Origin of the sequence: Gottfriedia luciferensis, assembly GCF_002156865.1 — a bacterium.
Taxonomy (GTDB): Bacteria; Bacillota; Bacilli; order Bacillales; family Bacillaceae_G; genus Gottfriedia; species Gottfriedia luciferensis.
This window is the reverse complement of the sequence record NZ_NCTA01000026.1, coordinates 17741-38261: the sequence shown is the minus strand read 5'-3', so window position 1 is coordinate 38261 and position 20521 is coordinate 17741. Positions and strand designations below refer to the sequence as shown.

General features: G+C 32.0%; 23 protein-coding genes. 8 read left to right on the top strand and 15 right to left on the bottom strand.

What is annotated here, in order from left to right:
* The 3 genes from B7R67_RS15565 to B7R67_RS15555 all read right to left on the bottom strand — a co-directional run.
* Window positions 1-572 (bottom strand): signal peptidase I (locus tag B7R67_RS15565; RefSeq protein WP_088071908.1); only part of this gene is annotated, 572 nt, incomplete at its 3' end.
* 23 nt (window positions 573-595) lie between these two features.
* Window positions 596-1393, bottom strand: a complete 798-nt coding sequence (locus B7R67_RS15560) for an ABC transporter permease subunit (RefSeq protein ID WP_088071907.1) — start codon at window positions 1391-1393, stop codon at window positions 596-598.
* A gap of 6 nt (window positions 1394-1399) precedes the next feature.
* Entirely contained in the window at window positions 1400-2284 is an 885-nt protein-coding gene (locus tag B7R67_RS15555) for an ABC transporter ATP-binding protein (protein WP_088071906.1), read from the bottom strand.
* A gap of 159 nt (window positions 2285-2443) precedes the next feature.
* On the opposite strand from B7R67_RS15555, the gene B7R67_RS15550 reads away from it, so the two are divergent.
* From B7R67_RS15550 to B7R67_RS15540, 3 genes are all read left to right on the top strand, one after another.
* Window positions 2444-3037 (top strand): TetR/AcrR family transcriptional regulator, encoded by a 594-nt coding sequence (locus tag B7R67_RS15550; protein WP_088071905.1) that lies wholly within the window; start codon window positions 2444-2446, stop codon window positions 3035-3037.
* 2 nt (window positions 3038-3039) lie between these two features.
* A complete protein-coding gene (locus tag B7R67_RS15545) occupies window positions 3040-3564 on the top strand; it encodes a dihydrofolate reductase family protein (RefSeq protein ID WP_088071904.1) in 525 nt (174 codons plus the stop codon).
* A 147-nt stretch (window positions 3565-3711) separates the two neighbouring features.
* Window positions 3712-3954: a hypothetical protein gene (locus B7R67_RS15540; protein WP_088071903.1), complete on the top strand. Its 243-nt coding sequence runs from the start codon at window positions 3712-3714 to the stop codon at window positions 3952-3954.
* Between the two features lie 200 nt (window positions 3955-4154).
* On the opposite strand, the gene B7R67_RS15535 is transcribed toward B7R67_RS15540, so the two are convergent.
* Together B7R67_RS15535 and B7R67_RS15530 are read right to left on the bottom strand one after the other, a co-directional pair.
* Window positions 4155-5111 (bottom strand): ABC transporter permease, encoded by a 957-nt coding sequence (locus B7R67_RS15535; RefSeq protein ID WP_158095128.1) that lies wholly within the window; start codon window positions 5109-5111, stop codon window positions 4155-4157.
* On the bottom strand, window positions 5104-6027 hold the full coding sequence (locus B7R67_RS15530) for an ABC transporter ATP-binding protein (RefSeq protein WP_088071901.1): 924 nt from the start codon (window positions 6025-6027) through the stop codon (window positions 5104-5106). Before B7R67_RS15530 ends, B7R67_RS15535 begins: the two co-directional genes overlap by 8 nt.
* Before the next feature lie 109 nt (window positions 6028-6136).
* On the opposite strand from B7R67_RS15530, the gene B7R67_RS15525 reads away from it, so the two are divergent.
* On the top strand, window positions 6137-6376 hold the full coding sequence (locus tag B7R67_RS15525; protein WP_088071900.1) for a transporter suffix domain-containing protein: 240 nt from the start codon (window positions 6137-6139) through the stop codon (window positions 6374-6376).
* A gap of 129 nt (window positions 6377-6505) precedes the next feature.
* A complete protein-coding gene (locus B7R67_RS15520) occupies window positions 6506-8281 on the top strand; it encodes an Ig-like domain-containing protein (protein WP_088071899.1) in 1776 nt (591 codons plus the stop codon).
* A 206-nt stretch (window positions 8282-8487) separates the two neighbouring features.
* Here the strand turns inward: B7R67_RS15520 and B7R67_RS15515 are convergent, their stop codons facing one another.
* Complete coding sequence (locus B7R67_RS15515) at window positions 8488-9072, bottom strand: LOG family protein (protein ID WP_088071898.1); 585 nt, start codon at window positions 9070-9072, stop codon at window positions 8488-8490.
* 101 nt (window positions 9073-9173) lie between these two features.
* On the opposite strand from B7R67_RS15515, the gene B7R67_RS15510 reads away from it, so the two are divergent.
* Window positions 9174-10160: a Gfo/Idh/MocA family protein gene (locus B7R67_RS15510; RefSeq protein WP_088071897.1), complete on the top strand. Its 987-nt coding sequence runs from the start codon at window positions 9174-9176 to the stop codon at window positions 10158-10160.
* A gap of 251 nt (window positions 10161-10411) precedes the next feature.
* Here the strand turns inward: B7R67_RS15510 and B7R67_RS15505 are convergent, their stop codons facing one another.
* From B7R67_RS15505 to B7R67_RS22765, 4 genes are all read right to left on the bottom strand, one after another.
* Window positions 10412-11440 (bottom strand): tetratricopeptide repeat protein, encoded by a 1029-nt coding sequence (locus B7R67_RS15505; RefSeq protein WP_088071896.1) that lies wholly within the window; start codon window positions 11438-11440, stop codon window positions 10412-10414.
* Window positions 11441-11796: 356 nt separating this feature from the next.
* Window positions 11797-12216, bottom strand: coding sequence for a hypothetical protein (locus B7R67_RS22770; protein WP_088071895.1), 420 nt, complete (start codon window positions 12214-12216; stop codon window positions 11797-11799).
* Window positions 12217-12355: 139 nt separating this feature from the next.
* Window positions 12356-14242: a ribosomal protection-like ABC-F family protein gene (abc-f, locus tag B7R67_RS15495; protein WP_088071894.1), complete on the bottom strand. Its 1887-nt coding sequence runs from the start codon at window positions 14240-14242 to the stop codon at window positions 12356-12358.
* Between the two features lie 113 nt (window positions 14243-14355).
* Complete coding sequence (locus B7R67_RS22765; protein ID WP_328587379.1) at window positions 14356-14490, bottom strand: RAxF-45 family protein; 135 nt, start codon at window positions 14488-14490, stop codon at window positions 14356-14358.
* Window positions 14491-14715: 225 nt separating this feature from the next.
* On the opposite strand from B7R67_RS22765, the gene B7R67_RS15490 reads away from it, so the two are divergent.
* Window positions 14716-15114 carry a VOC family protein gene (locus B7R67_RS15490; protein WP_088071893.1) on the top strand — a complete coding sequence of 133 codons (399 nt, stop codon included), beginning with the start codon at window positions 14716-14718 and terminating at the stop codon, window positions 15112-15114.
* A gap of 79 nt (window positions 15115-15193) precedes the next feature.
* On the opposite strand, the gene map is transcribed toward B7R67_RS15490, so the two are convergent.
* From map to B7R67_RS15470, 4 genes are all read right to left on the bottom strand, one after another.
* Window positions 15194-15946, bottom strand: a complete 753-nt coding sequence (map, locus tag B7R67_RS15485; RefSeq protein WP_088071892.1) for a type I methionyl aminopeptidase — start codon at window positions 15944-15946, stop codon at window positions 15194-15196.
* Between the two features lie 465 nt (window positions 15947-16411).
* Window positions 16412-16822 carry an NUDIX hydrolase gene (locus tag B7R67_RS15480; protein WP_088071891.1) on the bottom strand — a complete coding sequence of 137 codons (411 nt, stop codon included), beginning with the start codon at window positions 16820-16822 and terminating at the stop codon, window positions 16412-16414.
* Entirely contained in the window at window positions 16809-17426 is a 618-nt protein-coding gene (locus tag B7R67_RS15475) for a histidine phosphatase family protein (protein WP_088071890.1), read from the bottom strand. Before B7R67_RS15475 ends, B7R67_RS15480 begins: the two co-directional genes overlap by 14 nt.
* A gap of 181 nt (window positions 17427-17607) precedes the next feature.
* Window positions 17608-18621 carry a S66 family peptidase gene (locus B7R67_RS15470; RefSeq protein ID WP_088071889.1) on the bottom strand — a complete coding sequence of 338 codons (1014 nt, stop codon included), beginning with the start codon at window positions 18619-18621 and terminating at the stop codon, window positions 17608-17610.
* 176 nt (window positions 18622-18797) lie between these two features.
* Between B7R67_RS15470 and B7R67_RS15465 the strand changes: the two genes are divergently transcribed.
* Window positions 18798-19619 (top strand): COG4705 family protein, encoded by an 822-nt coding sequence (locus tag B7R67_RS15465; RefSeq protein WP_235822183.1) that lies wholly within the window; start codon window positions 18798-18800, stop codon window positions 19617-19619.
* Between the two features lie 64 nt (window positions 19620-19683).
* On the opposite strand, the gene B7R67_RS15460 is transcribed toward B7R67_RS15465, so the two are convergent.
* Window positions 19684-20256 (bottom strand): TVP38/TMEM64 family protein, encoded by a 573-nt coding sequence (locus B7R67_RS15460; RefSeq protein WP_088071888.1) that lies wholly within the window; start codon window positions 20254-20256, stop codon window positions 19684-19686.
* Window positions 20257-20521 lie beyond the last annotated feature (265 nt).

The following is a 20521-nucleotide window of genomic DNA, read 5'->3' as shown; positions in this document are numbered from 1 at the left end:
GCTGATAAAGTTAAGAGAATACCTGGAACGACTAATAATAGTGCTGAACCAGTTTTAGAGCTTACAAAATTTAATGCATAACCAACGTAAGGTATCGTAAAATTTGAATAGTTTCCTATAATATTTTGTGGATAAACAGTCCACAAGTCTGGGGCATCGTTGTTATCTCCTTTCGTTTTATATGAGATTTCCCCATTTTTATTGTGGACAGCTGAAATTCTATGAGTAATTATTCTCGAAATAGGTTTTACAAATAAAAATTCAGCAGTCTTATCTCGTTCTTCTTTTGCAATTATATTTGAACCTATCATAGCTGCATGTATTGTCGCCATTAAAAATAAATATAAAACTAAAATGCCAAAGTAGCCGCTCGCTTTTGATAAATCTAATGCACCTGAGCCCATAATTGCTTGAAGTGATTTTGGCATTTGATGAAATAACTCAGTAATTTGTCCGTTCGAGGCTGTTGCTTTATACTTTGCCATTCCAGTTCCAACTAAAAAAATGATCCCGATGCACCAGAAAATAATCGATTTTCGATACGTTCTCATTTCCCTCATAAAAATATTCATTTTCACCCTCCCTTTCCTTGAAATCAAACTGCATGAATATCATTTTTTGTATAAATTACGTAACTTGCAATGATTGACACAACAATAATTCCAACTGCAACAATTAAATATTGGATCTCGAATTTTGAGTGAGCAATTATATATTTTGGATCAAAGTATTTAAAAGGTGATAAAAACCGCTCGGCATTGCTTGAACCCGTCGATACTACCATACCAATTACAAAGAATCCGAATACTGTACCAAGCGATACTGATAAAACTGCTTTTATTTTTGGAAATACTACCGAAATTAAAACACCAATTCCAAAAAATAGTAACTGGATGATAAACAGAGAAAACGAGATTAATATGAATTGCTTAATACTAAAATCCGCTGTTTTTACATGCTCCGCCATTATACTAGCTGCAGCTAGATAGAATATATTTGTAATCAATAATGAGACAATTCCTGCTAAAATTTTAGAACTCATTACTTTTGTGCGAGTTACTGGTTTTGTTAATAAAAAATCTGCTGTTTTTTCACGTACTTCTTTCGAAACGATTGAAGTCCCTAAAATCATAGCTTGGATTGCACCACAAAGAGTTATATAGATAAACACATAGGAATAAAACCCCAAAACAGTTCCAAAGCTTTCTATTTCAAGTCCAAGTGCTTTTCTCACTCCCTCAGGATAACCTTCTAACACTTTAGAAAATCCGGCATAGTCCTTTGCTATAGCTGGAAAAAGTGATAAGAAAAAAACTGCAACCGCCATTAAAGATACAGTCCAAATGAGAGTGGATTTCCGATAAGCTTTTAATTCATGTAAAAATATATTCATAGCTTATTAGGCCTCCTTTTCGTAATAATGTAAGAAAATTTCCTCCAGGTCTGGCTCTTCAATCCATAAATTTTCAATTTCAATTTCTGCTATTTTTTTTAAAACATTATTTATATTCCCTTTAAATAAAAAGCTTATGGACTTATCCTCTACTTCAATATTGTTAACACCAGGCATATTGAAGAACTTAGGATCTAATCCATTTTGAATATCAATTTTAAAACGCTTATAATTGTTTTCTTGTAATGTACTAATTTTTTCGACGGTTACAATTTTTCCCTCTTTAATGATTGCCACTCGATCACATAAACGCTGAACTTCACTTAAAATATGAGATGAAAATAAAATTGTAGCTCCTTTTTTATTTTCCTCTTCAAGCAAATCAAAAAATCTTTGTTGCATTAATGGGTCCAGGCCACTCGTAGGTTCATCCAAGATGATTAATTTCGGTTCATGAAGTAATCCTTGAACAATCCCTACCTTCTTTTTATTTCCTAAAGATAAGTCATCAATTTTCTTTGTTAAATCGAGATCCATTATTTCTGCTAACTCTTTTATTCTTTTTGTACAATCTTTTTTATAAAAACTAGCTGAGTATTTTAACAAATCCTGCACTTTCATATTGTCATAATAAAAAACTTCTGATGGTAAATAACCGATATCTTTTTTTATTTCTGGAGCAAACTGAATACAGTCTTTTCCAAATATTTTTGCACTCCCACTAGTTGGATATATTAAAGATAGTAAAGTTCGAATCGTTGTAGATTTACCAGCTCCATTTGGTCCGATAAACCCAAAAATTTCACCTTCTTCTATTTTAAAACTAATGTCATTAATCCCTCTTGAATTGCCGTAGGTCTTTGTTAAATTGTTAATTTCAATTGCATACATAAGTGAACCTCCCGCATTGTTTTGAAATATACCAATATGATTATTACAAAACTAGTATATACCTCAACACTGAAAATGAGAATACATTTTGAAATATTTTTAATAAAATATTTCAAAACATGATATACTATTGTATAGATATTGACGGGGGTATTTAAATTGGACGGCTACAAAAAAAGAACTCTACAGAAAATGGAAAACATTGAATTAAGTACGGTTAAATTATTATCGCGACCACTAAATGATATAAAAATTGCAGATATTGCCAAATTAGCTAATGTTTCTCAGGTATCAATTTATAACTATTATGGAAGTAAAGAAGCATTACTGAAGGCCGCAATTATTCGATTAATGGATCAACAATTTGAGGAATTAAAGCAAGTATTTTCAAGTGACATTCCATTTAATGAAAAAATTAAAGAGCTATTTATTCGTAAGAAAAACGGACTTGAGATTATGAATCTAGAAATGTTTACAGCGTTAATGCAAAAGGATCCTGAACTCCAAGGGATTGTATTAGACTTTACGAAAAATAAATCATTCAAATTACTCACTTCACTAATCGACGAAGGACGTTCTCTCGGTTTAGTTCGAAACGAGATTCAAAATCAAACATTACTAATTTATATTCAAGTATTAAGCCAAGCTTTTCTAAATATGGATTCGACCACCTCACAATATATCCAACAAAAAGAAGTAATTGATGAAATTATGAATATATTCTTATATGGATTATTAAAACAGGAGGACTAATTATGGCTAGAAATATAATCTTGTATATCGCCACAAGTCTAGATGGTTTTATCGCACGAGAAAACGGAGAGATCGATTGGCTTTTTGATCCAAGTGAGATGGACTACGGTTACAATGAGTTTATCCAAAAGATCGATACAGTATTAATGGGAAGAAAAACATATGATAAGGTTCTTACATTTGGCGAATATCCTTATAAGGATAAAAAATCATATGTTTTCACTACAAAACAGAAAGAAAATGATGTAAATGTAGAGTTTATCTCAACTGACATTATGCCTTTTATTGAAAACTTAAAAAAAGTAGACGGTAAAGATATTTGGCTAGTAGGTGGAGCTGAACTAACTAAATTCTTCTTAAAAAACCGACTCATTGACGAATTAATCTTATTTGTTCAACCAACTATTATTGGAAGTGGCATTCCTTTGTTCCAAGATATTGAAAAAGATCAACAACTTACCTTACAAGCTCATAAAATATATGAAAACGGAATGGTAGAAGTAAGATATGAGTGGATAAACGTTTAGGAAAAGAAAAAGAAAGCTTCTTTGATTTTGCAAAGAGGCTTTCTTTTTTTTGGTAAATTCTTCTAGACAAACTTATCCATAGATTAGTATTATCCTACTTTATTCAAACATAAAATGAATTACCTATATTTTATTTAGGAGGATACTATGAGCCGAACAATTTTATGGATAAAGGAATACTCAGATGAAATTAAACGTGGACTAATTGGTGGATTTACAATTTTTAGTCTCTTTACGATTTTTTTTACAACTGACTCAACAACACAATACAATAAAAACGCATGTTTGAAATGGGAATATAACAAAGAAGCAGAAGTAAACGTCTGCTCGATTTACAAAACAAATTCAACAAATACGATACCTTATGGTGCAATTATTAAAAAGGATTAAGGTAAGGAGTATAAATCAGAAATTCAAAGATTGTATGTGGCAATTCTAGATTCATATTAAGAAAACACTTTTTAAAGACCGCTCGATTTCCTAAAGAGCCGGAAAAAGGAGAGGCAGGATCAAGAAGAACATAAAAAGACTTTGACTCTCCTCTAAGTAACTCCTTTCCTGCCTTTCCTGCTTCCCTGCTTTCCCTGCCATTACACGTCTCTTTTCTTAAAGAGTTCCCCAGCTGTAATCAGGAATAGCAGAGTATAAATTACAAGTATGGTGATTGAGAATTCAATTCTCATGCCATTTTCAATATTGATCCCCTTTGTGTAAACCGTTAAGTCAGTATGCATAAATGGTAAAAACTTAGACCAACTTTTTGTTCTTAATAATGTTGCAATTACATCGGATGTAGCAAGTAAGATTATGCTTATTAGCAAAGAAATACTGCTTGTTCTTAAGACTGTTGACAAGAAATAAGCAACTGCTACAAAAAATAAATACGGTAAAAAATTAATTAAATAATCGTTCATTAAACTTGGTAATATACCTTGTTCAACTACGTGGTTATTCACAAAAAGTAAGATCGGTTGAGTGGTAAAATTAAAACTGTTTATAACGCTTCCTATAATGAAGGAATAGATAATAATTGCAAAAGAAAAAATAAAATATAAAATTGCTAGACTGATAAATTTAGCATAATAGATTGCTCTTCTAGTTGATGGTTTTACTAATAAGAAATTAATTGTTTTCCATTGGTGTTCTTTAGACATCATATTACTCGCAAAATAAATGAGTAGTATTCCAATAAAATTAGTTATTGCTGCACCTTTTTTCATAAAGTCTAAAACTGTATGCTGTTGAATTGGCGAGATATTATGTTCAAGTCGATAATTATTGATCTCATATTGTTCTTTTTGTTCTTTTGCAAAAGCAGGTAAATTAGATGAATCTTGTTCAGCTAAGATCTCCTCAATTTTTTTATTTTCTGCTTTCAGTTCTGTTCTCCAATTTTCTGCTTTGGTAGTACCTCTTTCCTTTTCTACGTGATCCCATCTCCCTAATATAATAATAGGAATTAATAGAATGATTAACGAAATGATAAATGATTTTTGGACAAAAATTTTACGTAGTTCGTTATCGATTAAATGGATAAAATTACTCAATGACATTTCCTCCTGTCAATTGAATGAACAAATCTTCTAGACGCTCTTTCTTACGCGTTACATAATAAACCTCGATTCCTGCCATAATCAAATCTTTCATTAATAATGGGATATCTTCTTCATCAATTTCAAATACAATTGTACGATTATCGATCATTTCGAACGTGTAGTTCATTTTTGATTCAGAAAAACTACTTTCAAAATCTTGAATATTTTTAACAACTACTTCTATAAATAATTTTTCTCCAATTTTATCGCTCATCTCAATTGCTTCAACAAACTGACCATTTTGAATAATAATTGCACGGTCGCAAATTAATTCGATTTCTGATAATAAATGACTAGATAATAAAATTGCTGTTTGTTCGACTTCAGCAATGCGTTTTAAATAATCTCTTATTTCCCTTACTCCAGCTGGATCTAACCCATTTGTCGGTTCATCTAAAATTAAAATGGAAGGATTATGTAATAACGCTTGTGCAATTCCTAATCTCTGTTTCATTCCTAATGAATAAGTTGAAAACTTTTTATGTATAGCGTTCGAAAGTCCAAGTAAATCGATTACTTCTAGAACTCTTTCTTTGGATACCCCTTCTAACATTCGTGAGAAGTACATTAGATTTTTGTAACCACTATAAAATGGATAAAAAGCAGGTGTTTCAATCATAGCGCCAATATGTTTAATAGACTCTTTAAAGTTATTCTTTATTGAATGGCCTTTAATATAAATTTCGCCACTAGTAATCCCCATTAGTCCAACAATCATCCGCATTGTCGTAGTTTTTCCTGACCCATTTGGACCTAATAAACCTAAGACCTCACCTTTATATAATTCAAAACTAATATCTTTTATGATTTGTTGATCTTTAATTGTTTTATTTATATTATTTAGTTCAAGAACAATATCTTCTTTCATCTTGAGACCTCCTATTTTTTGAGTAATCTCTAGGTACCTTTTACGTTTTCCTCTTCCTTTTCTGAATAATTAATGCTATTCTCATGAAAGGAATTGAAAGGAGAACTTTATGAAAAGAATACCATATTACTTAGTATTTGGCTCATTTATTCCATATTTATTAATCTTCACTTTACCCTTTTTACCTGTTTCAGGTGGTTTAAAAGCTGGACTGATTGCTCTATTTGTTATTCTTGGAGAAGGTATGTTTTGGATTGGTGGAATATTTGTTGGTAAAGATGTTATGACTAATTATCGTCAAAAAATGAATCCTGCAAAATGGTTTAAAAATAAAAATAAACAAGGTTAAAAAGCTCATTGGGAAAGAGGTTTATTCTCTTACTCAATGAGCTTTTTAGTGTAAATAGACTATTAAAATTAAAAAAACATTAAAGTATAATATTATTTGGCAATTCAAATAACTACGAGGAGCAAGCAGATGAAAAAATTATTGTCATACGTGACTTTAGTATTTTTGCTAATATCACTAATCATTCCAATGAATAAGGCACTAGCATATGAGGGCGATCCTCCACCTAGTTTCGACAGTTTAACATTAAGTAGTAAACAAGTAGGTTTAGAAGATCAATTAGAGTTTAATTTAGAACAAACTGGTTCACCTTATTTTTTAACAGATGCTATATTAACTTATAAAAAACCAAATGGTGAACTTTATCCTATCAATCTATTTAATACGGATACAATGTACCATTACAGTAAAGACATTACTTTTTATAACCAAGATGATATCGGTTCTTGGACTTTAGAATCAATAGAATTAAAAGATGACGGAGAAAATCATATCTTTCTAACAAAAGAAGATATTCCTAACATAGAAAATTACAATTTTGAAGTCATTCAAGGTACAAAAGATACGACCAACCCTACAATTCATTCAATTACGTTTGATAAAGCTGAAGCAAATGCTGGAGAAACGAATACAGTCTTTGTTGATACGCAAGATGAGTCTGGAATAAGCAGCGTTACAATGGGATTAATTAGTCCTTCTGGTAAAAAACGTATCGAACTATACGACTTCCACGAAAACTCAAATGGTTTATGGGAAAATAGCTTCGATATTCCAGCATATACTGAAAATGGTCAATGGAAAGTAGAATATGTAAATGTTTGGGATCAAAAAGGAAATCAGTTATCTATCAATACATACGAGTCTTATCCCGAAAATTTCTCAACATTTTTAGTTCATTCAGAAAATGAAGATATTGATGGTCCGGTTTTCCAAACAGTTGAAATTGAAAAAAGTGAAATGACAGCTGATGAATCTAACAAAATAAAAGTTAAAGTAACTGATAATCTTACTGGTGTTTCTGAAATTGGTCTCACTTTCGGGATTGACCGCGGGGAAGATTCATCTGGTGTTCCATTAGAGTGCAAAAAAACTGATATAGACTCCATTTATGAGTGCGAATTAACAATTCCTTATTATTTTGCATCAGGTGAATATCAATTAATTTCTGCATATGCGACAGATAACGCTGATAATATTACGTATTTACAAGCAAAGGATATACCGGTTGTAGGTACAAATTTGATTAAATTAACGAATGTGCATGAAGATATTATCGCTCCAGAATTTAAGCGATTAATCTTACCAACAAAAGTCGTTAAACAGACAGATACTCAAATGAATGTTCAAATAAATGCAAAGGATTTGGGATCAGGAGTTAGCGGAATGGAAGTTATGTTCGAAAATGAATTTGGAGATTCAGTTTATGGCTACGATTTTAATCAAATCGATAATAATACATGGTCTTCTGAAATGAATATTTATCAAAACTTCCATGAAGGTACATATAAAATTAAGAGACTCTCAATCTATGACCAAGCAGGCAATCAAACAGTACGTGAATACACAGATAATGGCGTGATTGAATACAAAGGAAGCACTCAAACTAAAATTGAAAATGCACCGGAATATTCATTCTTAGTGTTAAGTCATTCAAAAGCAATTCATACTGCACGTACAAATATAAAAGTTCAAACGTATAGTAACCAAACGGTTGAAGTTTATAATGGTAATCTTCTATTAGGTTCTTCCGCAGCAAATAGTAATGGAAAAGCTTCAATTTCATATAATAGTTTACCAAAAAATACCCGTTTAAAAGTCGTAATTAAAGACGCTGACGGAAACATTACTGAACAGTTTTTCACAACAATTGGTATCTCTGATACAGATATTATTAATCCAGCATAATAAAAAAAAGCAGACGTTCAGACTGTTGACAAACGCTCGCTTTCTTCGATGCTTCGCCTGCCTGCGGTGCTCATTACCCCGTCTATGGTAACTCCGCTCCTCGCCAAGCTTCGCGCCTCGAAAGACAAACGTTTTCAATCAGTCTGATAATCTGATTTATGTGACTCTATCTACACACTAAGACGTTAAAAAACTTAACGTCTTTTTTATTTACCTTCAAGTTGTTTCCATTTATTTTGCATAACTGGCGGTGTGTAGTCCTGCATTCGTTTTAATAAGTCCTCTGCATTTTCTGCCATGACAAATAAAGATAATGTGTTTTCATTCATAAATCCTTCATTTACTGCATGTTTAAGTAAATCTAAAACAGGATTAAAAAAGTTATCAACATTTAATAAACCAATAGGCTTATGGTGGATTCCGATTTGAGCCCAACAAATAATTTCAAATAATTCATCAAATGTTCCAATTCCACCAGGTAGCGCGATAAATCCATCTGACATCTCGTTCATCAATGCTTTACGTTCGTGCATTGATTCTGTTTCAATAAATTGTGTTAAACCTTTATGTGCTACTTCTCCACGAAATAATCCACCTGGCATAATACCTATGACATTTCCACCTTGTTTTAAAGCTTCATTTGCAATCTCTGCCATAATCCCAAGTCTAGATCCACCGTATATTAAATCTATATTATTTCTAGCAAAAAGTTCACCTAGTTTTTTTGCTTGAACACTATATGACTCTCTATTCCCAAGATTTGAACCTGCATAAACACAAATTTTCTTCATAAAAATGTCACTTCCTTCGGTGTATTTTACTTTATTTTATCATATGTTTCGATTAGGATTGTAAAGATAAAGTTAACTAAGAATATAGGAGTTGAAACTAAATGAAATTAGGTACAATTGGAACTAGCTGGATTACAGAAAGTTTTATCGAAGCTTCCAAAGATAGTCAATTACTTACTTTAACAGCTGTCTATTCAAGAAATGCAGAAACTGCAAAGGCATTTGCTGCAAAGCATGATGCACCAATCTATTATTCGAATATTGAAGAATTAGCTACAAGCTCTGAAGTTGAAGTAGTATACATAGCATCACCAAACTCACTTCACTATGAACAAACGATCTTATTAATGAAAAATAAGAAACACGTCATATGTGAAAAACCAATCTTCTCGACTACAAAGGAACTAGATCACGCATTTAAAATCGCAGAAGAAAATGGAGTTTATTTATTTGAAGCAATAAGAAACTACCACTCCCCAAACTTTACGATTTTGAAGGAAAATCTAAAAAAAATCGGACAAATTAGAAGTGCAAATCTTCATTACCTACAATATTCTTCTAAGTATGATTCATTCCTAAGTGGCGAAAATCCAAATGTATTTTCTCCTGAGTTTTCTGGAGGGGCTTTAGTAGATTTAGGTGTTTATCCACTTTACATAGCGATAGGCTTATTCGGAAAACCAACGTCTGTAAACTATACACCAGTAAAACTACGTACTGGTATTGATGGTAGCGGGACTCTAGTCTTAAATTATGAAAACTTTACATGTAGCATTCAATGCTCTAAAATCTCCCAATCATATATAGAAAGTGAGATTTCTGGTGAGGTTGGATCTTTCGTTCTTGATAAACCATCACCACTATCAAAAATTACATTCATTCACCATAAAACAAAACAAGCTGAGTCATTAGAAGTTAACCAAGTACAAAATGATATGCTATATGAAATCAAAAATATTACTCAAATTATTAGACAATCAAATCAAGCTGAATATGAAAACTTAAGAGAGCTTAGTAAGCTTGTATTAACAGTAACTGAAACTGCTAGAAAACAAAGCGGAATTATTTTTGGAGTAGAAAAAAATTAGACTGTAAAAAAAAAACAATGTTGAAGGCTTCCGTTACAGAATGTTCTTAAGAACAGGAACTAGGAAAAGCAGGTTCAAGGAGAAAGGAAGAAAGATTAAAAGACAATAGAGAATTTTATTGATTTCAGTATTCCTGTCCTATATGATTTCCCTTACCTTCCCTGCCTTTCCTGCTCTAAATATCAGTTTTCCAAAAAACTCTTTTGGACGACTGGTATTTTTATTTCTAGACTACGAAAAGGTTACTGAGGCTACTCTTTTAAGTTCTTTAGTAATGTTTTCGCTTTATTTGCAGTCCATTCTTTACCATAGTGATTAACGATGTCATTGAGTATGGTTTTTGCCTCTACAATTTTATGATTCTTAATGAAAGACTCCGCTTGCAGTATTAATACATCATCATAATATGGAGAATCTTTAAAGGACTTATTCGATTGGTTTATAAATTCAGTTAGATAAGAATCAACATTTACTTTTGGGTTAATCTTTAACTGAGACATTATTAAATAATATAATGCATCATCGCTGCTAAAATTCGTTGAATCTAATGTATAACTAATCTTAAATTCTTTTATAGCTTCCTCATATTGCTTTGCTTTAAAAAGTTCAAGCCCTTTATTGTAAGCTGCAACGGCTTGATCCACTACATTTGTAGGTTTTAAAATGTTCGTAGCGGCATTTCCCTCTTTATCAGCCTTCATTTTTTCTTTCTTTCTAGTCGCATCAGATTCTTTTTCAGTTAACTTTTTTTGCGCTTCATTCACTTGGGCTTTCATCGTTTTATTTTGATCCTCTAGCGTTTTAATTTGTTTCTGCAGTTGACTTTCTTTACCATTAGATTTATTCGTTAGTAAATCGGACTTTACGATTCCAAAAACAGAAAAACAAATTACTAAACCTCCAATCAAACTAAAAATCACTTTAGTCGATAAAAGTTTCTTCGTCTTAAGAGGTTTTTCATCTAAAGTTAATTGATATTTTTGCTGAATTTGTAACATTTCACCAGCATATTTAATTTCATCAGGCGCATTTCCTAAGAATTGTTGAGCCAATTTTTCTTTCTTATTTGTGAGCAATAATAAAATATATGTTTTATAAATTTCAATTGGAATTTGGATTTCTTTATATTCATTAAATATTTCTTGTAATATTAATTCTGCACTATCTAAATTATCTTCTTTAATTAAACGTGATGCTTGATTGTACATCTCGTAGACTTGTTTATATTGTTCAAGCAACGAATTATTAATCTCACCAGTTTGAGATTTTAATTTCCCCATCATTCTGCCACCCCAATGTATACTCCCTCTTAAAGTCCAACTATTGTTTCGAAAAAATAAACTTTTTTACGATATTAATTTTATCATAACCTTAAAATTAGAACGTGCTTATTTCATAGTTCAAAAGCATCATTTCCGTTTCAAGCTTCATTTTTATCCCTGTTAAATTTATCTCAATAACAAAAAAAGCTACAAATATGGTCCTCCCATACTTATAGCTTTTGTCTTTCGTTTATTGGGCGTTAGCTGCTTGTTAGATATTGGATAATTGTAAACAATTTTTCCCACTTTGATCTCTCACTCTTTACGATATGTAAAAGCTGACTAAAATAAACTTAATCAGCCTCAATAATTTTTTATGCTACAATAACCCATCCAATTCCAGGGACATAATGCCATCTTCTACCTTGGTAAATATAATATCCCCCTGACCAATAACCACCCGTTCCTGGAAAACCGTGTCCGTATCCCGCTCCATATCCTGGTACATGTCCGTGTCCATATCCTGGTCCATACCCTGGTACTTGCCCATGTCCATACCCTGGTACTTGCCCATGTCCATACCCTGGTACTTGCCCGTGTCCATACCCTGGTACTTGCCCGTGTCCGTACCCTGGTACTTGCCCGTGTCCGTACCCAGGCATCTGTCCGTGCCCTGGCATCTGTCCGTGTCCCGGCATCTGTCCATGTCCTGGCATCTGTCCGTGTCCAGTTCCTTGACCTTGACCTTGTGAATACCCTGGTCCAGGATATCTCTCAAATAGATCATAACTCATAAGCTCACCACCTAATAGAATCAACTTCACTATAATTTATTAATCCTTTGGGAAGTATGAGCATGTACTTTGATAATTATCTAAATTCAGAGCCATAATTGATGATATTGCCTATTTCAGAAACGAATAAAATTCAAAATTAAGCTATATATTCTTCAAGTTCTAAATATAACGCTGTACATTTTAATTCTAATTTTTCTTTTTCTTCGTGGTATTTTTGTAGCCTAACCAGATCACCTTCAACCATCATTAACTTATTCAATTCAGCAATCTTTTCTTCCACGTCGTTTATTTCACTTTCAATGTCTTCAATGTTACGAGATTTTGGCTTCGGTTTTTTTAACGGTTGAGAAATAGAACTTGCCTTTATTACTACATTCTCAGTCTCTCGCTTACTTCTTAAAATAGCCATTTTTTCTTTTGCAATTTGGTACTCTTCAATAAATTCAAAAAGTGATCCGTTGTCTAACCAATAAATCTTTGAAAAAAGTTTATTTATAAAATAACGATCATGTGAAACGGATAGAATTGTCCCGTTAAAATTCTCGAGTGCATCTTCTAAAACTTCCCTAGATTCAATATCCAAATGGTTAGTAGGCTCATCTACAATTAATAGATTTATATCTTGATACATGAGTTGAGCAAGTCTTAATCTCATTCGCTCTCCCCCACTTAGTTGACTAACTTTTCGGTAAACCATATAACCATAAAATAAAAACCCTGCTAGTATATTACGTGCTTCACCTTCAGTAACGTGTACTTCTTCCCTAAACTCTTGTAATACTGTGTGTTCTAAATGAATTGGTTCATAATGCTGGGATAGGTAACCAATCTTCACATTACTGCCAAGTTTTAATTTACCTTCATCCACGGTGGTTTGACCTAATATCATCTTTAATAGTGTTGATTTACCAGTACCATTGTTTCCTACAATAACCGCTCGTTCACCGTAATATAATGAAAAGTTAAGCTGTTTAAATAAAACTTTGTCCTTAAAAGATTTTGAAATATTTTCAGCAATAATAACATCTTTTCCGCTTCGCCCAGATTCTTCTAACTGAAATGCCATTTTCTTTTTTTGCAATATAGGACGCTTTAATCGTTCAATACGCTCTAATGCTTTTTCCATACTTCTAGCTCGTCTATGCAAACCTGCATTTGGTGGATTCGCTTGATTAGCCCATTCTCTTAGACGCTTAATCGTTTCCTTCATTTTTTGTATTTTCTTTTGTTGCTCTTCATAAGCTTGGAATTCTTTTAATAATCTTTCTTCTTTTTGAATAACAAATTGAGAATAATTTGTGTGATATACGTTTATTTCTCCATCCTCTAATTCAAGAATTTGGTTAACTACTTCATCTAAAAAATAACGGTCATGTGAGATAACAATAATGGTTCCTTCGTATTCCTTTAAGTACCCCCCTAACCATTCAATAGCAGATAAATCAAGATGATTCGTTGGCTCGTCAAGTAACAATAGATCAGGTTGTTGTAAAAGAACGATTCCTAAACCTACTTTTGTTTTCTCACCACCGCTTAAATCTGCAAATTTTTTCGAAAGCAAATCATTGATGCCTAATCCATTCGCAATTTTCAAGAGGGCGGCCTCCATCTCGTAACCACCATTCGTACTAAATTTCTCTTGAAATGTACCGTAGTTTTCTAACAATAGCTCAAGGGTGCGTTCATCAACCGTGTTGGACATTTTAATTTCTAATTGCTTCATTTCATTTTCTATTTTTCGTAATTCATCAAAAACTGTTAACAATACATCTCTACTTGTCATTTCATTAGGAAATACAGGAATTTGAGCTAAATACCCTAACTTCATTCCTTTTTTAAAGTGAATTGCTCCACTGTCCGGCGATTCAATCCCGGTTAAAAGTTTAAATATACTTGTTTTGCCACTACCATTTGCACCGACTAAACCAACTCGGCTTCCTTGATGGACTTGAAATGTTAATTCTGAAAAAAGTGAATTTCCGCCAAACATTTTTGAAATTTTATCTATACTACATGCAATCATGATTATTCTCCTTCTATTACCGTACCGTCCCATAGAAAAAAGCCATAGACAACTGAACTCATCCATGGCTTAAATAATCATTCAAATAGAAACTTGCTTTCAAGCAATCATTTTTATCTATTGAAGTTGTAGGAAAGAGTACGTTTTGGTTTTATTTGTGTTTTTAAATTGTTAAAAAAGGACAGACCTATCCCGTTAACAGCTAAGAACGCAAATTTTGCACGACAAAAATATAAAAATTCTATCATTTGTGCGCAAACCATTTGAAAACGTAACATCTTTTCTACACCTCCTTTTCGAACAGAATTTAACTAAATTATAAAATATTTTAACTTTTTGCACAATACCTATTATATCTGGTTATACTTAAACTGTGACTTATTATTTGATCACTTTTCAGTTAATAATTTCTATGTAACATATCAAAAATGCTAAAACTAAAAGAGAAAAAAGTCAGAAATGAGGAGAAAAAAATGAAAAAACTATTACCACATATTTATATCGAAAACTGTAAAGAGGCACTTGAATACTATCAGTACATATTTGGCGGAGAAATTAAAAACGTACAAATTAGTGATGGGATAGAAATGTTTAAAGGACATGAAGGTAAATATATTCATTCTGAATTACATATTAATGAAAACTGCGTAATCTATTTTGCAGATGTTTTTAGACCATTAGTTAAAGGGGATAACATTTGGACGGCGCTTGATATGAGCTCTGAAGAAGAGCTAAATTCAATTTATGAAAAATTATCAAAAGATGGCGAAATACATATGGAACTTCAAGAAACGTTTTGGAATGCAAAATTCGCAGTTGTAAAAGATAAAAATGGATTTACATGGGAATTAAACTATCAGAAACAAGGGTAAAAAATAAAAAACGGAGAACATGTAGTTCTCCGCTCAGACTGAATCAGATAAATAGGACTTTGTCTATTGTCTAAAAGCTCTACTCTTCAAGTTGTGTTAAAATGATCGGCTCGCCTTTTGTTACAACAATAGTATGTTCACATTGGGCCACTAAGCTTTTGTCTGGTGTTACAAACGTCCAGCCATCCCCTGATTCAATAATATGATCCGCATTTGCAGAAACAAATGGTTCGACTGCTAAAACAAGACCATCTTTTAATAATGCTTTATCCATCGGATCGAAATAGTTTAAAATATGCTGCGGCTTTTCATGAAGGCTTTTGCCAATTCCATGACCGGTTAGATTTTCAATTACATTGAATCCGTTCTTGCTTGCTTCATTGTATACTGCTCTACCTATTTGGTTTTGCTTAGAACCCGCTTTTGTTTTTTTCATCGCTGCCCAAAATGCATCTTCAGCACACTTACAAAGCTTTTCTTTTAATAAGTCACCTTTTCCAATTACGAAAGAGATTCCAGTATCTGCATAAAAGCCATCTAAAGCAGCAGATACATCAATATTTACTAAGTCACCTTCTTGAAGTACACGTTCTCCTGGGATGCCGTGAGCTACTTCTTCATTTACACTAATACATGTAGTGCCAGGAAAATCGTATTCTTTTTGTGGAGCAGATGTTGCACCATGCTCCTCTAAAACTTTTCTTCCAATTTCATCAAGCTCTTTAGTTGTCATTCCAGCGACAGCTCTCGATTTCATTTCTTCTCTCGCTATCGCTACTATACGACCAATTTTTCGTAAAGCTTCTAATTCTTGTTCATTACTTATTATCATTTTTTAAATTGCTCCTGATTCTATTTAGTAATTTGACTTTCTTTTATTATGCCATAATATTACTATGTTATAGTCTTTTAAGAACTTATACAAATTTTTTTAAGAAAATGTCTTTTTTAAAAAAGAAGGTTGATTTCCGTTACAGGATGCTCGTTTTCTTAAGAGCAGGTATAAGGAATGGCAGGATTAAGGCAGGATATAAAAAGCCATTAGTTTATTTATACTTGGATTTTCGTCCTCAGCTTTTCAAGCCCTTCCTTATCCCTGTCTTTCCTGCCTTACCTGCACTTAACACCTTCCATTCCAATCAATGTCTTTAAATAGTCTATACTTTATATTCTATACAATCTTTTTCGAAAATGTCTTTTGAAAAATATTAACAATCAACATTAACAAAACCAAGAAAAATAAAAAGAGTACCTCTAATTTTTTAGAAGACTCTTTTTAAAATTTGCCTTATTTTATTCATTCTTGAAATGTATACGGTATAGATGTCTCTAGTAAGCTATGTATTCCAAGTTTATAGTATGGCATTAACTTACTTGCAGTTTCAAGATCAAACCATTTTATTTGTAAAATTTCCTCTTCATTATGAATTGCTAAATTTCCACCAACTATATTTGCTGTAAATGTGATCATAACCGCATGATGGCCTCGATCTGGAAAAAAAGCTTCATTAATTGCTACGATATTGCCTACTTCAACTTCCAATCCAGTTTCTTCTATCGTTTCCCTAACTGCTGCTTGCTTTAATGTTTCATTTTGCTCTACAGCACCACCAGGTAAAGTCCATACATGATTTTCATTCTGTACCATTAATACAGTCTTATTTATTTCATCATAGATCAGTACATAAACTACTTTAACATTTTTCATTGTACACCAACTCTAGGCTTTTAATATGACTTGTATCATTTAGGAATCGCACAAACCTGCCTTTTTCATTTATCTCAAGTAAATGGATACCTGTATCTCCAGTAAAAAATCCAAACTCTGTATGGATTGGCATTTTAAAAAATGAATGGATTAAATTATGAATTACACCGCCATGGGCTACGATCGCGATTCTTTCTCGGTTTGATGAGCTTGCTACTATTCTCGAAAAAATCATTTCCATTCTCATTCGAAATTCAATTGCAGACTCTCCATTTTCAACACTTTCATGAGGATATTTAGGGCTTGGTATTTTCTTAGCATCTTCAAATGATAAACCCGCTAGTACGCCATTATTATGTTCCATTAAATCGTCTTCAAATATGATTTCACAATCTGTAACTTTTGAAAGTATTGTTGCAGTTTCTTTTGCTCTTTTTAAAGTACTTGCCCAAATTATTTCTGGTACAAAATCATTTTTTACTCTTTCAGCCATTTTTTGAACTTGTTTAACCCCTAAATCAGTTAAAGAAAAATCTGCTCTTCCCTCATGAACATTTAGAATATCAGCTTCTGATTGTCCATGACGAATTAATAAAATTTCCACTAAACCCCATCCTCTCTTTTTAAACATTTTTTAAGACGAAAGAATGCAATTATACCACTGAAGACTAAATAATCAAATATTTCTGTATTATATTTCAAAACAAAAAGCGTTCTTTTCATAAAAACGCTTTTTAGAATCTATTTTTCTAAACTATTTGGTAGTAATTTAATTCGTAATCTCTTTAAATAAAAGACTGTACCACTTTACCTTTTCCGTCCGTTACTTCTACCTCAGCAAATGCACCATTAATGAACGTTATTTGAGGTGGCACATGCCCGCAATCTATATCGTAGATAATCGGTATTTCTAATTCTTCACAAAGTTCATTATACACATCGTCTATCGTATAATTTTCCACAGTATCATTTGCAGAACTACGTCCAAATAATATCCCCGAACAATTGTCAAACCATCCTGCATATTTCATTTGTACGAATGTTCTTCTTAAATCTGTTGTTTTTAAGTGACAATTTTCAAAGTACCAGATGATTGGTTCCGTTCCAATGAATTTACTTCTAAACAATCGGACATTACCAAATGGTGTCCCAACAAGATGTCTAATAATATCAATACAGCCGCCAAGTAATCTGCCTTGAATTTTTTCGCTTTTATTTGAAACAGTTTTCCAATTTGTTTCTTTATTTAGATGAAATACATATGGTGATGGATTTTCGTGTTCCCATTTTTCTTGATACAATGCAGATGAATTTTGTGTAATTGAGCTACCAGACTTCGTAGCTAAAACTTTTTGCCACATTGCCGTAGTTTCATCGGAATAATCGCCTCTTAAATCAATCAAATTCGTCCCGTGAGCAGTAGCAATTCCGGTCATTAGCGTAATCGCTAATAAAATAATACTTGTATCTGAATAACCTACTATCCATTTTTCTTTGTAGTTTTCATATTCTAATTTGTCTAGAATCTCAATCGCAAGCTCGCCACCCCATGGTGGAAAGATTAAATCAATGGTTTCATTATTCATCATTGAATTAAACTCATTTGCTCTTATGAATGCATTTGCTGATTTAGCCTTTTCCTGTGTCCAAAGTACATCGCCACATTCTACATTAAAGCCTTCTCTTTTCATACGGCTAATTGACTGATTCATTAATTCATGAAACTGATCCTCTAATCCCGATGATGGCGCCGTTACTCCTATTGTTGCACCGCTTCTTAAAATTGGATACTTTATCATCTACTCACCCATTTTCTTTTATTCGATTCTAATCGAATCATTCAGAATAGACAACATATTTTTATTTTATTAAGAATATTTTGTCAATAAATCCTTCAAAATTTCATACATATTTTCATTTTATTTTCATAAAACTTGTTTACATTTTATCTAAATCCATTAAGGAGGATTATGAAATGGAATCAATTGAACAAAAACAAACTAAAAATATAAATCCACAATTAGGAATGATGTTAAAAAAAGTACCAGAAGTAACAATATTTTTCTGGATTACTAAATTATTAACGACTGGTATGGGCGAGGTTTTTTCTGACTATATCGTAAAAACTTTAACACCAGTAATCGGAGTTGCAGTTGCGGGGATTGTTCTTGTTATTTCTTTAATATTGCAGTTTAAAGCACGTAAATATGTACCAAGTATTTATTGGTTAGTAGTTGTCATGATTAGTGTATTCGGTACTGTAGCTGCCGACGTTGTCCATGTAGGTCTTGGCGTTCCTTATGTTGCATCGACAATATTTTTTGCTGCCGTCTTGGCTATTATTTTTATCATTTGGTATCGAATGGAGAAAACACTTTCTATTCACAGCATCTACACACGTCGTCGCGAGATCCTTTATTGGTCAGTTGTAATGGGGACTTTCGCTCTAGGTACTGCAGCAGGTGACATGACTGCCTCAACAATGCATTTAGGCTATTTTTCATCAGGACTATTATTTACAGCTTTATTAGCTATACCAGTAATCGGTAAAAAATTCTTCAAATTAAATGAAATTTTTTCTTTTTGGTTTGCCTATATTATGACTCGACCTGTTGGAGCGTCATTTTCTGACTGGAGTTCTGTCTCTCAAAAACATGGTGGACTTGGTTTCGGTGGAGGAGCAGTTAGCCTTGTTTTAACAATTGTTATTGTAGCTTTAGTTGGATATCTATCAGTAACAAAAAAAGATGTGCAAGATGAAAGTGATTTAGTAAGTTCACAAACAACAATTGCATAAATCAAATAAAAAAAGCTGATGTAAAAATGAATTTACATTAGCTTTTTTTATAACTACATTTATTTTAATTTTGATGGTTTTTTTGGAATACACTAAATCGTTTTTTATAAGAAAATATAATTAATCCGACGATAAATAAACCTAAAATTATTTTGCCAAATAAAGTGAATTCTAAAACCTGATTCAAAGAATACGATTCAAAGAGAACAACAGGTAACTTACCGATCAAACTAGCAAAAAAGAAACTAGTCAACGATATCTTTCCAAAAGCAGCAAATAGTGTAATTAAACTTGAAGGAATAAAAGGGATCAAACGTAAAAATAACACTCCGTTAAATGCATCCTTGCCTTCTAAGCTTAAAAGTTTATCAACAATCTTAAATTTACTTGTATTTTTTAAAAATCTTTTTTGAAGACCCTTTCTAAATATAATGAAAGATACCAATGTACCTAATAACTCACCAATAAATGAGACAAAGAATCCACCAGTCAATCCAAATATTTTTATATTTATTGCTGTCATAAACCAGCTTGGTACTACTCCAATAATACTGATCACTACATTAATCAAAATACTAAGTAAAGCAGAGTAGTCTTTGTATGTATTTAAAAAATGTTCTAATGCAGATATTGTCATAATGATCTCCTAATTTTTATTAACGTATTAATTTTACAACATTAATAAGATATAAAAAGCTAATATTATAAAAATACATAAAATTGCCATAAATAATTTCTACTTACTATTTTACACAAACTTAATTTATAACTATACCTTTTATCAAAAATACTTTATTTGGTTCATTATCTATTATTAGCAAAATAACGAACATTAATAGTTAAAAAACATTAATTAATTAAACAAGTAAATTAAAAAGATGATTTCATTAGACAAACGAAAT

What these genes read in the sequence shown, in the direction of transcription:
- B7R67_RS15560 (WP_088071907.1), bottom strand. Translation starts at nt 1,393, where the DNA reads ATGAATATATTTTTACATGAATTAAAAGCTTATCGGAAATCCACTCTC.
- B7R67_RS15555 (WP_088071906.1), bottom strand. Translation starts at nt 2,284, where the DNA reads ATGTATGCAATTGAAATTAACAATTTAACAAAGACCTACGGCAATTCA.
- B7R67_RS15545 (WP_088071904.1), top strand. Translation starts at nt 3,040, where the DNA reads ATGGCTAGAAATATAATCTTGTATATCGCCACAAGTCTAGATGGTTTT.
- B7R67_RS15540 (WP_088071903.1), top strand. Translation starts at nt 3,712, where the DNA reads ATGAGCCGAACAATTTTATGGATAAAGGAATACTCAGATGAAATTAAA.
- B7R67_RS15530 (WP_088071901.1), bottom strand. Translation starts at nt 6,027, where the DNA reads ATGAAAGAAGATATTGTTCTTGAACTAAATAATATAAATAAAACAATT.
- B7R67_RS15525 (WP_088071900.1), top strand. Translation starts at nt 6,137, where the DNA reads ATGAAAAGAATACCATATTACTTAGTATTTGGCTCATTTATTCCATAT.
- B7R67_RS15520 (WP_088071899.1), top strand. Translation starts at nt 6,506, where the DNA reads ATGAAAAAATTATTGTCATACGTGACTTTAGTATTTTTGCTAATATCA.
- B7R67_RS15515 (WP_088071898.1), bottom strand. Translation starts at nt 9,072, where the DNA reads ATGAAGAAAATTTGTGTTTATGCAGGTTCAAATCTTGGGAATAGAGAG.
- B7R67_RS15510 (WP_088071897.1), top strand. Translation starts at nt 9,174, where the DNA reads ATGAAATTAGGTACAATTGGAACTAGCTGGATTACAGAAAGTTTTATC.
- B7R67_RS15505 (WP_088071896.1), bottom strand. Translation starts at nt 11,440, where the DNA reads ATGGGGAAATTAAAATCTCAAACTGGTGAGATTAATAATTCGTTGCTT.
- B7R67_RS22770 (WP_088071895.1), bottom strand. Translation starts at nt 12,216, where the DNA reads ATGAGTTATGATCTATTTGAGAGATATCCTGGACCAGGGTATTCACAA.
- abc-f (WP_088071894.1), bottom strand. Translation starts at nt 14,242, where the DNA reads ATGATTGCATGTAGTATAGATAAAATTTCAAAAATGTTTGGCGGAAAT.
- B7R67_RS22765 (WP_328587379.1), bottom strand. Translation starts at nt 14,490, where the DNA reads ATGATAGAATTTTTATATTTTTGTCGTGCAAAATTTGCGTTCTTAGCT.
- B7R67_RS15490 (WP_088071893.1), top strand. Translation starts at nt 14,716, where the DNA reads ATGAAAAAACTATTACCACATATTTATATCGAAAACTGTAAAGAGGCA.
- map (WP_088071892.1), bottom strand. Translation starts at nt 15,946, where the DNA reads ATGATAATAAGTAATGAACAAGAATTAGAAGCTTTACGAAAAATTGGT.
- B7R67_RS15480 (WP_088071891.1), bottom strand. Translation starts at nt 16,822, where the DNA reads ATGAAAAATGTTAAAGTAGTTTATGTACTGATCTATGATGAAATAAAT.
- B7R67_RS15470 (WP_088071889.1), bottom strand. Translation starts at nt 18,621, where the DNA reads ATGATAAAGTATCCAATTTTAAGAAGCGGTGCAACAATAGGAGTAACG.
- B7R67_RS15465 (WP_235822183.1), top strand. Translation starts at nt 18,798, where the DNA reads ATGGAATCAATTGAACAAAAACAAACTAAAAATATAAATCCACAATTA.
- B7R67_RS15460 (WP_088071888.1), bottom strand. Translation starts at nt 20,256, where the DNA reads ATGACAATATCTGCATTAGAACATTTTTTAAATACATACAAAGACTAC.